At 38.9% G+C, this 12,346-nt stretch carries 15 protein-coding genes; 3 read left to right on the top strand and 12 right to left on the bottom strand.

The window, feature by feature from the left end; genetic code table 11:
- The first annotated feature begins 29 nt into the window (after positions 1 to 29).
- Together A6749_RS28505 and A6749_RS28700 are read left to right on the top strand one after the other, a co-directional pair.
- Positions 30 to 194, top strand: coding sequence for a hypothetical protein (locus tag A6749_RS28505; RefSeq protein WP_161487172.1), 165 nt, complete (start codon positions 30 to 32; stop codon positions 192 to 194).
- 733 nt (positions 195 to 927) lie between these two features.
- The gene (locus A6749_RS28700) at positions 928 to 1,068 is read left to right on the top strand and encodes a hypothetical protein (protein ID WP_169809869.1); all 141 of its coding nucleotides are present in this window, start codon (positions 928 to 930) and stop codon (positions 1,066 to 1,068) included.
- A 99-nt stretch (positions 1,069 to 1,167) separates the two neighbouring features.
- On the opposite strand, the gene A6749_RS25655 is transcribed toward A6749_RS28700, so the two are convergent.
- From A6749_RS25655 to A6749_RS25695, 9 genes are all read right to left on the bottom strand, one after another.
- Complete coding sequence (locus tag A6749_RS25655; RefSeq protein ID WP_066399346.1) at positions 1,168 to 1,602, bottom strand: hypothetical protein; 435 nt, start codon at positions 1,600 to 1,602, stop codon at positions 1,168 to 1,170.
- A 182-nt stretch (positions 1,603 to 1,784) separates the two neighbouring features.
- The gene (locus A6749_RS25660) at positions 1,785 to 2,444 is read right to left on the bottom strand and encodes a DUF429 domain-containing protein (protein WP_066399349.1); all 660 of its coding nucleotides are present in this window, start codon (positions 2,442 to 2,444) and stop codon (positions 1,785 to 1,787) included.
- 1,017 nt (positions 2,445 to 3,461) lie between these two features.
- Entirely contained in the window at positions 3,462 to 3,674 is a 213-nt protein-coding gene (locus A6749_RS25665; RefSeq protein WP_066399357.1) for a hypothetical protein, read from the bottom strand.
- A gap of 107 nt (positions 3,675 to 3,781) precedes the next feature.
- Positions 3,782 to 5,275, bottom strand: a complete 1,494-nt coding sequence (gene putP, locus A6749_RS25670) for a sodium/proline symporter PutP (RefSeq protein WP_066399365.1) — start codon at positions 5,273 to 5,275, stop codon at positions 3,782 to 3,784.
- Between the two features lie 152 nt (positions 5,276 to 5,427).
- Positions 5,428 to 6,693, bottom strand: a complete 1,266-nt coding sequence (locus A6749_RS25675) for a glutamate-5-semialdehyde dehydrogenase (protein ID WP_066399368.1) — start codon at positions 6,691 to 6,693, stop codon at positions 5,428 to 5,430.
- A 36-nt stretch (positions 6,694 to 6,729) separates the two neighbouring features.
- Complete coding sequence (gene proB, locus A6749_RS25680) at positions 6,730 to 7,866, bottom strand: glutamate 5-kinase (RefSeq protein ID WP_066399371.1); 1,137 nt, start codon at positions 7,864 to 7,866, stop codon at positions 6,730 to 6,732.
- Positions 7,867 to 7,943: 77 nt separating this feature from the next.
- The gene (gene proC / locus A6749_RS25685; protein WP_066399374.1) at positions 7,944 to 8,810 is read right to left on the bottom strand and encodes a pyrroline-5-carboxylate reductase; all 867 of its coding nucleotides are present in this window, start codon (positions 8,808 to 8,810) and stop codon (positions 7,944 to 7,946) included.
- 385 nt (positions 8,811 to 9,195) lie between these two features.
- Positions 9,196 to 9,699 carry a DinB family protein gene (locus A6749_RS25690; protein ID WP_066401197.1) on the bottom strand — a complete coding sequence of 168 codons (504 nt, stop codon included), beginning with the start codon at positions 9,697 to 9,699 and terminating at the stop codon, positions 9,196 to 9,198.
- Between the two features lie 209 nt (positions 9,700 to 9,908).
- Positions 9,909 to 10,265 (bottom strand): winged helix-turn-helix transcriptional regulator, encoded by a 357-nt coding sequence (locus A6749_RS25695; RefSeq protein WP_084797985.1) that lies wholly within the window; start codon positions 10,263 to 10,265, stop codon positions 9,909 to 9,911.
- Between the two features lie 142 nt (positions 10,266 to 10,407).
- On the opposite strand from A6749_RS25695, the gene A6749_RS25700 reads away from it, so the two are divergent.
- The gene (locus A6749_RS25700; protein WP_066399381.1) at positions 10,408 to 11,037 is read left to right on the top strand and encodes a nitroreductase family protein; all 630 of its coding nucleotides are present in this window, start codon (positions 10,408 to 10,410) and stop codon (positions 11,035 to 11,037) included.
- 274 nt (positions 11,038 to 11,311) lie between these two features.
- Here the strand turns inward: A6749_RS25700 and A6749_RS29205 are convergent, their stop codons facing one another.
- The 3 genes from A6749_RS29205 to A6749_RS25710 form a co-directional block, all read right to left on the bottom strand.
- Entirely contained in the window at positions 11,312 to 11,434 is a 123-nt protein-coding gene (locus A6749_RS29205) for a hypothetical protein (RefSeq protein ID WP_269085714.1), read from the bottom strand.
- A 259-nt stretch (positions 11,435 to 11,693) separates the two neighbouring features.
- Positions 11,694 to 11,912 carry a spore germination protein gene (locus tag A6749_RS25705; protein WP_066399384.1) on the bottom strand — a complete coding sequence of 73 codons (219 nt, stop codon included), beginning with the start codon at positions 11,910 to 11,912 and terminating at the stop codon, positions 11,694 to 11,696.
- 164 nt (positions 11,913 to 12,076) lie between these two features.
- Positions 12,077 to 12,265: a hypothetical protein gene (locus tag A6749_RS25710; RefSeq protein ID WP_066399386.1), complete on the bottom strand. Its 189-nt coding sequence runs from the start codon at positions 12,263 to 12,265 to the stop codon at positions 12,077 to 12,079.
- Positions 12,266 to 12,346 lie beyond the last annotated feature (81 nt).

The raw sequence follows: 12,346 nt of genomic DNA on the forward strand, positions 1-12,346 counted from the left end.
ATATATTAATTAACAGGGAGGTATTTCATTTGGAAAAAGAAAATTTTGATCATGTTCAAAATCAAACAAGCGGCAGCTTAAAGGGCAAAGAAAATGAGCAAGTGCTGGAAATTAGTTCTACTGGATATGGATTAGAATCGGTTTCAAACGAAAATTCAGAAAAACTGCAGTCCATTAAAAGTGATCTAAAATAGTTTCTTTTTCACATACATCGGTTATAGTAAACATAAGAAATTCATAAATTAAAAAAGACTAAAGAATGCAGCAACATGTTCGGTCCAGCAATAGACGGTTCCCTCAAAGGGGATCGACTGTGGTGAAAATAATCCACCTGAGCTATGAATCTCAAGGGTGGATTATTTTTTATTGTGAAATGACTGAATTGCTATGATTAAACTAACCATATCCCCCTTCCAGTCCCTTCAGCCTCATCAACGTAGTCTATAACAATATTCTAGATATTACCCATTTATAAAATCCTGTGCACTATCCTGTTGTGGCAATTATATAAGAAATTTAACAATCTATTTACAAATAGGTTAATGTTGGTTGTTTCGACATATTTTTAAGAATCTCTTGTTATAATGGCTTTATCTTAGAAGGGGTGCATTGAAATTCATTTGAAAATGGAATGAGGAGGAAATATGGCAGAAATATTACTTTATATTGGTACATATCTAACAATTGCACTTGCTCTTGGCTGGCTGATTTCAATCACTTTTGATCAATTTTTTCAATAAGCTTTTAAAGAAAATATTACGGAAAAACGGTAGCTAATTAAGTGCTGAAAATGAAGGATTTCTTATAGCTTTAGTTGCATCCCTCTCAACAACCTTAATAACAACTGAACATTTTGTATTGTGGCGTGTTTCTTGAAAATATTGAGTGATTAATTACTTTATCTTAATACTCAAGGAGGAAGATAATGTGTGGATTTTAACACTTTATTTAAAAGATAGTATCAAAATGTTCGAATATGATAATAAGGATGAGGCTTGGGAGGAATATAAAAAAGCAAATGGGTGTAAAATCCTCTCAGAGGTTATTTATTTTACGGATTTTGAATAGCTAAAAATAATCAACAAAAAACGTCATTCTCTATTGAATGGCGTTTTCTTTCTATTAGGATGATGGTATTCCCGTACAGTTTATCAGGTAGATGTGATTCTATATATTCGTTAATTTCCCATTAATTAGAGTTTTATCCAATTCGCGTACTTGATCATATGAACTTAACAATTGCTCAGGAACCAATGTTCTTCCGTATTCCCATGCATTCGTCTCTATTATAGTTTTAAGCTTTTTAATTTCATCGTCTTCACCATACATTAAAATCCTAAGATCATGTTTATTTTTCTTAAAATCAAAATAATAACCTAACACACGATACAGAATAATTTTAACAAAGTTTTCATCTGTCTCATTAATCCTGAATTTATTAATATAACTATTAACTTGAAGATAATTAAATTTAATTGTATTTGTCGAGACATTATAACTCATAGGTACGGCAAGTTTATTGTTTATTTCATAGTTAATATTTAAATTGTGCTTTTCTAAAGTATCATCAATGATTTTCTCTATATTCCAAATATACAGCATCTTTCTATCACTTCCTTTATGAGCTTCTATGTATCAGAATTTCCCTTTACTCTACTATTTTACAAATAATTTATTTCTCTTTAAAGTAATAAATCCGTTACAAATATTACTACATCGAAAAGATGGCCGAGCACCGATTGCTTAAATTATTTTATACAACTGAAAACCGCCACTATATTAATCTAACAACTATAATCAAAAGGATGCAGCGGGGGATTGGCAGGATAGAGCCACTTTGGTTCAAGTGATTCATCCTTCCAATGCCAGGCGCCTAATGCGGCTGCGCAGGCATCAATGGAATGACTTTCTTCTTGAACAACATCAGGAAGATTGGTCAAATTTTGTTCCTTAAACCAGTTTCGGATAAACATCCTGGCTGTTACATCCTGCTTATAGGTTAAAACATAATTCAAATCCTCTGATAAAAGCCTTGATCCAATAATTGCTCCAGGATGAACTTCCACAACGGAAACGGAATTTCTGGTTTCAAGATTTTCAATTTCACGAGTAAGTTTAATCCCTCTCAAGGTTAGATAGACCATTCGATTGAGAGTCGGTGCCATAATGGACCCTGGCTTCATCCCTAATGTGACAATAAATTGCCTCAGCTGTTTATCCCCCGGTCTGTCTCCCCCGCCATCCTGATAAGACAAAGGTGCATCGATTCCAATCACAACTTCATCAATCTGACTTTGATATTTAATTTCATTTAAGATATCCATGTCACTGATGTAGCTCAAAAGTTTGATGAACGTTAATTGACCAGCTTGCCGTTTGAAAACAGTTAATACGGTATCTTTATGATTACTGGGTCCGGAAAGATCTATGCCGATTATTCTCATTCTTATCAACTCGCTTAAAATAGTTTTCAACTCTTATTTATATTGCGATTTACATAGTTATTATTTCACCAAATTATTTCATATGTCATATGCTCTATACCTTGATAATACTATATTTAAGAAAGATTGGACTAACGTAAATGGATACGGGACCATTTTTATGTAAAAATATGACTAAAAAAATACAAGTGGATTGCATTGACCAAAAAAGAGGATAATCCTCAAAAAGGTCAATGCGAGCAGGGTCCATTGACCAAAAGAGAGGAAACCCTTCAAAAAAGGTCAATGCAAGCAGGTTCCTTTGACCAAAAGAGAGGAAACCCTTCAAAAAAGGTCAATGCAAGCAGGCTCCTTTGACCAAAAGTGAGAAAACCCTTCAAAAAAGGTCAATGCAAGCAGGCTCCATTTACCAAAAGAGAGGAAACCCTTCAAAAATGGTCAATGCAAGCAGGGTCCATTGACCAAAAGAGAGGAAACCCTTCAAAAAAGGTCAATGCAAGCAGGTTCCTTTGACCAAAAGAGAGGAAACCCTTCAAAAAAGGTCAATGCAAGCAGGCTCCTTTGACCAAAAGTGAGAAAACCCTTCAAGAAAAGGTCAATGCAAGCAGGCTCCATTTACCAAAAGAGAGGAAACCCTTCAAAAAAGGTCAATGCAAGCAGGCTCCATTGACCAAAAGAGAGGAAACCCTTCAAAAAAGGTCAATGCAAGCAGGGTCCTTTGACCAAAAGTGAGAAAACCCTTCAAAAAAGGTTAATGCAAGCAGGGTCCATTGACCAAAAGTGAGGAAACCCAGTCAAAAATGGGTAATGCGAACAGCTTCTCCTTTGACCAAAAGAGAGGAATCTCCTCAAAAGTGGTATTTTAAAGAGATGACTCAAGCGACCAAATACTCGTTTGAAAAAGAATATGGCAAAATAAAAATGAATCAATAAAAAAGCCAATCGATCACTAAATCGATTGACTCTTTTTCTTTATTGTGATGCATCACGAATACTCGAGCAAAACCTTTAAGATTATTACATTCCCGTTCTATACTTTTTTTCACTTGAGGATGTCGTTTTTGAATTGTGCTTCGCTTTTTCTTCAAGTTTTTCTTCGTTTAAATCCTCTACTGGTATAGGGTCAACTGTTTGCTCACTTTTGAATTTGTCAAATAGACTCTCTTTCTCTGTTGCGTATTGTTCAGGGGAGTCCATGTTTCCTTTAGATTTAGTTTTATTTTTGTCCATATCCTCTCACCTCATTACTATCAATACCCTAGATCTCCAGATTAAAAACCAGTTTTTACTTCCCTTTATCAAAAACTGTTAATAAAAATGTACGAAAGGACAAAAGGTTAAATGCTTACATCTTCCGTTTTTCCTTGCTTCAGCTGGGTTCGGTAGAGTCTAAATTCCTCCTGTATTTGTTTGGAAGGAGCTTTACCTATAAGACTGACAATAAGGATGGCAAGAGTACCAAATAGGAAACCGGGTGCCAGCTCATATATATCGAAAAGCCCGCCGGACAGCTGCGCCCAAACAATAACCGTTACCGCGCCAACCACGATTCCGGCCAAAGCGCCATTTCTTGTCATTCTCTTCCAAAACAAACTTAAGATTATAACTGGTCCAAATGCCGCTCCAAATCCTGCCCAAGCGTAGCTTACTAATTCCAACACCTTGCTTTCAGGATTGTACCCTAAGAAGATGGCAATAACGGCAATGCCGAGAACAGCCATTCTGCCAACAATCATTTCTTCCTTTTGGGAAGCGTTTCTTCTAAAGATCGATTTATAAAAATCTTGGGCTAACGCACTTGAAGAAACAAGTAACTGAGAATCAACAGTACTCATGATTGCTGAGAGAATGGCTGCGAGTAAAAAGCCGGCAACCCATGGATTAAACAGGACCTGAGAAAACATGATAAAAACAGTTTCTGAATTTTCCAAAGGTGAGTGGGCAAAGTAGGCTATACCTGCGAAACCAATAAATATCGCCCCAAATAAGGAAACAATCATCCAGATCATCCCAATCATCCGCGCCTTTGGAATTTCTTTGGTTGACTTGATCCCCATAAAGCGGACAATAATATGCGGCTGTCCGAAATAACCCAATCCCCATGCCAGCAAGGAAATAACACCAATGGATGTGGCGCCTGAGTAAACATTTAAAAAGGATGAATCGATGCTTCCGATTTTGTGAATCGTCTCCTTCCAGCCGCCAAGTTCATGGATGGCCACAATCGGAATGATGATCAGGGCTAAGAACATCAGAATTCCTTGGATAAAATCCGTCCAGCTGGCAGCTAAAAAACCACCAAAGAATGTGTACGATAAAATCACCGCCGCTCCAACCCAAAGAGCTAAAATATAGTTCATTCCAAATGATTTCTCTAAAAGAATGGCCCCACCAACAAGACTCGACGAGGTGTAGAAGGTAAAAAACACGAGAATTACAATCGCGGAAATAATCCGTAGTATTTTTGAAGAATCATGGAATCGATTTTCAAAGAAATCTGGTACTGTGATCGAATCGCTGGCGACTTTGGTATAAACCCGCAGCGGCTTCGCGATAAATTGCCAGTTTAAGTATGCCCCTATGGACAAACCAATCGGCAGCCATATGGACCCCATTCCGGTGAGATAGACGGCTCCTGGAAGACCGAGCATTAGCCAGCCGCTCATATCAGAACTTCCTGCACTTAAAGCAGCCACTCCGGCACCTAGCTGTCTGCCTCCAAGTACATAATCCTTCAAGTCTTTTGTCATTCTAGCAGCCATAACGCCAATAATCAACATGGCTAGTAAATACATTATGATGGATGTTAACGTGGGTAAATTTATACTCATGAATGAATCCTCCCCTTTTCAGCAAAATAACTAATGATAGATAATACAATTAATATCGGCATGGGGATCATTAACCATGCCCAAGTAGCATCCGTTAAACTGATGTCCATGTCATCACCTCCCTTTAGTTTTTTTACATGTAAATAGGATGATCAACTGCGGATTTGGCCGTCCCCAGTCATGATATATTTATAAGTTGTTAAAGCAGGTAATCCCATCGGTCCTCTGGCATGAAGCTTTTGGGTGGAGATGCCGATTTCCGCTCCCAGGCCGAGAGCCCCGCCATCCGTGAAACGCGTTGAGGCATTATGATAAATGGCGGAAGCATCTACGAACTTCATAAAATGCTGTGCGGTATACTCGTTTTCAGTTAAAATCGCTTCCGAGTGCTTTGTTCCATATTGTTCAATATGAGCAATAGCTTCATCCACATCCTTCACGACCTTGATTGCGATGTGTAAGTTTAAATACTCATTAGCCCAATCCTCTTCCACCGCCGCTACTGCATTTGGAACAACCTCTAAAGCGGCTTCATCAGCGTGTACCGTAATGGAATGGACAGAAAATGTCCGGGCGAGGGCCTCATGATGTTCAGCAAGCCATTTCTCATGGACGAGGACGGTTTCAATCGCATTGCAAACAGCAGGACGGCTAGTTTTGCCATTAACAAGGATTGATAATGTTTTTTCAAGATCTGCTTCAGCATCAATATATAGGTGACAATTACCAATACCAGTCTCAAGTACTGGAACTGTCGCATTGCTTGCAACCGTGTTAATTAATCCTGCTCCACCGCGAGGAATCAGAACATCGATATGTTCCTTCATCGTAAACAATTGCTGGGAGGCTTCTCGATTCGTGCTTTCAATCAATTGAACAGCCTCTTTTGGTATGTTTGTTTCCATTAGCGCCTTATGCATGACAGAAACAATCGCTTTATTAGTATGAATAGCCGATGACCCTCCTTTTAGAACAATGGCGTTTCCTGCTTTTAGAGCAAGGCCCGCTGCGTCCACCGTCACATTAGGTCTTGCTTCATAAATCATTCCGATAACACCCAATGGAACAGATATTTTGGTTATCTTCAATCCATTATCTAACCTGCTGTCCATCATGACTTTCCCAACTGGGTCCTCCAGCTCTGCTACCTGGCGCAGTCCATCAGTAAATTGAGCGATTCGTTCTTTTGACAAAGCTAATCGATCTAAAAAGGCATTATTCAATTCCTGTTTACGGCCATTTTTCAAGTCTTTTTCATTTTCTTCGAGAAGCATCTCAGCATGGGTCTCTAGCGTAGAAGCCAGTCTATACAGAGCCTCGTTTTTCTCTTCGGTGGACAACACCGCTACATGTTTTGCTGCCTGCTTTGCTAAGATCGCCTGTTCCCTAACTGTTACTTTTTTTTTAATCGGTCCCATAAAGTCCTCCTTGATAATTTTTAATTTTTTCTAACCCTAGGACGTTACCTCAATGAATCTTGACAAATCGAGATGACAAACAAAATTGTCCCATTCGATGATGGTTGTGAATGACAGGCTGCAATTGGACTCAGAATCTAGGAATCTAGTTAATTCCTTTGATGACATTTTCACCACACCAAGCCCGATTTCGCTTCCGTTTAGATTTAAGACACGGATTACAGCACCGTTTTTGAATTGTCCATTTACTTGACTAATTCCACCCAACAGAAAACTCCTGCCCTCTGCGATTAACCTTTGCGCCTCTTGATCAATTACAATCTCCCCTTCCGGCCCAGAATTAAAGGCAATCCATTTTTTCTTTTGATTAAGATGCATCGTACGGTCTAAACATTTGAAATAGGTTCCTTGTGCCTTCCCTAAACAGGCATCACGAACAATGTTTGGTTTGGCAGCATTTCCTAAAAATGTGGTAATTCCCGAGGCCATTGAAATTTTGGCCGCCTCGATTTTCGATCTCATGCCGCCGGTTCCTACCGAACTGGATGAACCGCCTGCTGCCGCTTCAATTTCTGGGGTGATTGCGGTGACTAAGTCCATTTTTTGGGCATGGCTGTTTTTCAAGGGGTCAGTATTATACAAGCCATCGATATCCGATAACATGATAAGCATTTCTGCATCAATTAAACCCGCAACTTTGGCAGAAAGTGTATCATTGTCGCCAAACTTCAACCGATTGATCGTAACCGTGTCGTTTTCATTAACGATGGGGACAATCCCCCTATCTAATAAAACATTCAATGTATTACGGACATTCTTGTAGCGACGTTCATCTAAGAAATCACTTCTCGTAATTAAAATTTGCGAAGCTACATAGCCATGCGATAAAAACTGCTTCGAATACGATTCCATTAGTAAGCCCTGGCCAATGGAAGCCGCCGCTTGTTTCTCGGGTAATGTTCGAGGACGCTCTGAGCATCCCAGTTTACGATAGCCGGCCGCAACAGCGCCAGATGAAACCAGGACCACATCAAAGCCTGCGTCTTTCAGATTAACAATTTCGGTGGTTAATTTTTCAAGTTTTCTTTGGCTGATTTCACCGTGGCGGCTAGTTAAAGAACTGCTACCAATTTTTATGACTACCCGCTGTTGACAATCAGGGGTCGGGATCATGCAATCACTCCATAACAAATTTTTGTTTAATACTTTCACCGGAATTGCTTCTTAGCTATACACTGTTGGGTAAATATCTAAATTTCTATGGCTGTGGGGATGTTCATGTTCTGAATAGAATTTTCAAGCTGCCGACTAATTTCTTTTGAACGATTGGATGCCTGGTGTACAGCCTGGGTTATCGCTTCACCGCCGCAGTACTCACGTAAAGCCAGCAGTCCGGCCGCTGTAGTACCATTTGGTGATGTGATGTTCTGCCTAAGTATTGCCGGAGATTCTTCCTGTTCCTGAATCATTTTTGCCGCACCCAAAAGTGTCTGGGCAAGAATCTCACGTACGGTTCCTTTGGTTAAACCTGCCTTGACTGCTTCCTTTTCCATGTGCTCGATCAGGAAATAAAAATAGGCGGGACCGCTGCCGGCGATACCTGTAAAGATATCCATTTGTTCTTCGCGGATGACGTACACTTCCCCTATACATTCGAACAAGTGTTTTGCCCATGAAAGATTTTGTTTGGTGGTATGTTGGCCCTTGGCTAAGGCTGTGGCCGATTCCCCAATTTTACTTGATGTATTTGGCATCACCCTGATGACCTGCTGTCCTGCTGGTACCAAGTGTTCAATTAATGATGTCGTCACGCCGGCTAGGACTGATAGGATTAGCTGATGGGGTTTAATTATCTGTCTTATTGATTGTAATGAAGTGGCTGCATCTTTTGGTTTCATTGCGAGGATGATCACATCAACTTGGTCTAACTGTAATTCCCCATTTGGTATTCCGTTTATCCCGTATTGATCTTGAAGTTGTTTTAAGCGGCTTGTGTTTGTTCGGTTCGTAACAAAGATATGTTCCGGAGAAATGGTTTGAGCGGCAACAATGCCCGAAATCATAGCTTCTGCCATCGCTCCAGCACCAATAAATACTATTTTTTTATTATCCAGCATGCAATCTCTCCCTGTTCGTATTTTGTTCTGCTTTTTTAGCAATGATCTTATACTAACATGCTTATAAAGAATATCAAGGAAAAAAAGGAAAATTATGTGTATATGGGTCAATTAGTTAGCAACCTGCAATATCCCGCAGGTCATTTGCCGCAATCAGCTCTCAAGGCGAAATTTCAGCTCTCAGCGCTAAATACGGGAGTTAATTATTAATAAAAGTTATGAACTATTTTAGGAAATTAATAAAAAAGACCAAACATGAGCAACATGTTCAGTCCAGTAATAGAAGGTTCCCTCTATGGGGATCGAGGGTAGTGAAAAGAATCCATCTGTACTCGCTAACTCAGTGACACGAGACTTTTCGGACAATGACAACAGCGGGAGATATTTAAATGCTTGGAGCCTCCATCCCTATCTGCACCCATTCTTCTCTGGCGGGACCATAAATCCCTGGAACTCTTACCCCGGCCTGGCGCATGAGAACGGTCATTTGCCCGCGATGATGAATGATATGTTTAACTAGCAATGTGAGCGTAGTGCCCTTCGTCATGGTCCTTCCAAATACATTCACTTCTTCCTTTAGTGCCGCGTCAGTCCATTGTTCTTTTACGGCGTGGGCTGTGTCGGTACTGACTCTCCGAAAAATCCCTGCAATCTCCTTCGCTGATTGTGGCACGTAATCAGCGTTTTCTACTTGCGGTACATTAATACCAAACTCGCTTAACATTCCGGGTGTACTGGTCACAATATGCCAAGCGATTCTCCCTAATGTCCGGTCGTCGGATGAAACTTCCTGCTGTAATGAATCATTTGTTAACGCATCCAAAACGTTTTGAGTTGAAACAGCTTCCTGATTCCAATCCTCGATAAACTCAGCTATTGAAGAATACATAAATCCATTTCCTCCACTTTTTGAAATTTTATTGGCTTCTTGGTCCCAATCATTATCCTTCAACCTTGTAGTAGAAAGACACTTCTAGGCTTCCCTTCCAAGTATTTTCTTTTAACCAATGATAAATGCATGGTTGTTTTCATAAAAAACAAAAACTGCACATCAATTTGTATGAAAGCATACAGTTGGTGTGCAGTTAATTATCATTTTTATTCCATACTTTCCCTATTTTTAACCCAATCAAAGATCGAGGTAATGACGGTTTCAAGCTGTTTGCCAGCAGGTGTTAATTCATATTCTACTTTCCTTTGAGATGGGACTAGGGCTTTTTTGATGATTAAACCTTCGTTTTCCAGATCACGCAGCCTTTCGGTCAACAGCCTGTCGGAAATACTAGGGATAGACTCCATCAGCTCATAATAGCGTTTGGGCCCTGACAGCAACTGATAGATAATCATTCCCATCCACCGTTTTCCAATAAATTCAATGGTCCTATGGAAATTGGTACAGAATTTACTCATCTCTTGCTCATTAAAGTTACAGTTCGTTCCCTTTGCTTTTTCCATTTCATAACCTCATTTGTACATGACAGCTTTTTTTCATTATACCACAAACGGCATTACTTTCCGCTTGACTCATTAACTTACTAATAGTAAGCTATAAAATGTACTTACTTTAAGTAAGGTAATGGATTAGGAGGAAAAATTCATGTCAACTACTATGGCACAAACTTTCAGCGATATTATCAGAGAACGCCACTCTGTTCGAAAATATGATCCTACATTTAAAATTTCACGTGATGAAATTGAAGATATCTTAAATGATGCCATTTTGGCTCCTTCTTCAAGCAATCTTCAGCCCTGGCGTTTTATTGTCATTGATGACCAAGAAACAAAGAAAGAACTTCGTTTGATTGCCAATAATCAAGAGCAGGTCGAAACCTCCTCCGCTGTGATTGCGGTTTTAGGAGATAAAGAAATGTATCGAAATATCGAAAAGGTATACAGAAGTAATTATGAAGCTGGATATATGGATGAAGCTACGATGCAGCTTATGATCGAAAATTCTAATCGGCTATATCCTAATGTACCTGAAGAAATTCGAAAAAGTATTGCGGCTTTTGATACTGGATTAGTTTCGATGCAGCTCATGCTGGCAGCAAAAGCAAAAGGCTATGACACAGTTCCAATGGGCGGATTCGATAAACAAAAATTTACCGAGAAGTTTCAAGTATCCGATCGATACATGCCAATGCTTTTACTTGCTTTAGGAAAAGCAGCAGCTCCTGCACACAAAACGACTCGTATTCCGCTGAAGGATATTGTTGACTTCATCTAAAATTACGAAGGCTCACTCACATTAGAACCCTTAATAGGAATGAATGTGAGTGAGCCTTCATTTTGTTAAATTACTAAAATAAATGGATAAACACAGGCTATTCACTTGTTAATAGTAACTTTCGGGTTTTGACATCATATATTTTATAACTAATTTCAAACATATGATCTTCGTGCAAATATTCATATTCAGACAATTTTTGAGGAAAAACAAAAAAATGCACGCCAATTGTAGCGAATGACTACAATCCGGCGCGCAATTTTTTTTCTTAATGTTACTTTTTCTTTTTTTCCTGAGACTGTAATGCTACTCTTTCAAGTCCATCTTTCGCAAATTCCACATCCTGTTTTGGCATGGCAGGATTATTCCTAATTTCCTTATTCTTCTGTTTGGACATGTTTACACCCACTTTCCAGTTTACATTTTTATTTGGCAACCCTCTTTTTTAGTTTGGATTCTTTTTTGCAGGCTATACAATACTGTTCTGGGGGGATGCATTTTTTTGAATATCTAACAGGAAAAAGACCTTCGTTTTTGAAGGTCTTGGAAATCTATCAGTTATTTAGTTAAGCATTTTTTATATAAAGTCCAACGCAGTAAAAGTCATGTCTCATAATAGGGCTGCCGATCGTATAACGGAGTCCCTTACGACTTTTCTATTTATTTCCGGAAATTGGCTGGTCAATTACATTAGGATCAAAAGCGTTGGTAATGCTTATCCCATTTTTGACAATAACAATCCCACCTGTGTTAGATCCACCAGCACCTGAAAACGACTTTGACGCATCTTTGGGTGATATAAACAGACTATCTCCAAATTGGGTAATACCGCCGCTTATGTTAACAATTCGAATTGGTCCGACAATCGCTGGCAATAATAACCCCCCTTTCCATTAAGCTATAGGATAAGATATGAGCTTATCCCTTTTGCTGTAATCAGTTGAAAGCCTAAAAGGAGAAAGAGATTCCATATAGTCAACCCATTTTGTATTATGTCAAATTATTTTAGAAGGAAATAAGGGACACGGACCTACATTCATTAAAAGATTTCTTTATGAAAAATAAAATACTTAAGAAGTTCGCTTTCATTGATTGAGAACCTATGCGTTAAATCCTCCGTTCTTAAAACAAACTCTTTAACACCGATAAATTCCGATTCACTAACCAAGTAAAACTGTGTTCCTCTTCTATATCCATTAAACTGCTTTTTTAGTTTGTATACCTTCATTGAATAACCTCTTAGAAAAAACTTGCTCTATGAATTTCGTTTCATAAAGCAAGTTTATCAAAAAATGAAAGATAAGTTTAT

The sequence above is a fragment of the Neobacillus mesonae genome, assembly GCF_001636315.1.
GTDB classification, from domain to species: Bacteria; Bacillota; Bacilli; order Bacillales; family Cytobacillaceae; genus Neobacillus; species Neobacillus mesonae.

Excerpts from the sequence above, each read along its gene's own strand:
- putP (WP_066399365.1), bottom strand. The coding sequence starts at position 5,275 with ATGAGTATAAATTTACCCACGTTAACATCCATCATAATGTATTTACTA.
- A6749_RS25690 (WP_066401197.1), bottom strand. The coding sequence starts at position 9,699 with ATGTATTCTTCAATAGCTGAGTTTATCGAGGATTGGAATCAGGAAGCT.
- proC (WP_066399374.1), bottom strand. The coding sequence starts at position 8,810 with ATGCTGGATAATAAAAAAATAGTATTTATTGGTGCTGGAGCGATGGCA.
- A6749_RS25665 (WP_066399357.1), bottom strand. The coding sequence starts at position 3,674 with ATGGACAAAAATAAAACTAAATCTAAAGGAAACATGGACTCCCCTGAA.
- A6749_RS25660 (WP_066399349.1), bottom strand. The coding sequence starts at position 2,444 with ATGAGAATAATCGGCATAGATCTTTCCGGACCCAGTAATCATAAAGAT.
- A6749_RS25655 (WP_066399346.1), bottom strand. The coding sequence starts at position 1,602 with ATGCTGTATATTTGGAATATAGAGAAAATCATTGATGATACTTTAGAA.
- A6749_RS25700 (WP_066399381.1), top strand. The coding sequence starts at position 10,408 with ATGTCAACTACTATGGCACAAACTTTCAGCGATATTATCAGAGAACGC.
- A6749_RS25710 (WP_066399386.1), bottom strand. The coding sequence starts at position 12,265 with ATGAAGGTATACAAACTAAAAAAGCAGTTTAATGGATATAGAAGAGGA.
- A6749_RS25675 (WP_066399368.1), bottom strand. The coding sequence starts at position 6,693 with ATGGGACCGATTAAAAAAAAAGTAACAGTTAGGGAACAGGCGATCTTA.
- proB (WP_066399371.1), bottom strand. The coding sequence starts at position 7,866 with ATGATCCCGACCCCTGATTGTCAACAGCGGGTAGTCATAAAAATTGGT.
- A6749_RS29205 (WP_269085714.1), bottom strand. The coding sequence starts at position 11,434 with ATGTCCAAACAGAAGAATAAGGAAATTAGGAATAATCCTGCCATGCCA.
- A6749_RS25695 (WP_084797985.1), bottom strand. The coding sequence starts at position 10,265 with ATGGAAAAAGCAAAGGGAACGAACTGTAACTTTAATGAGCAAGAGATG.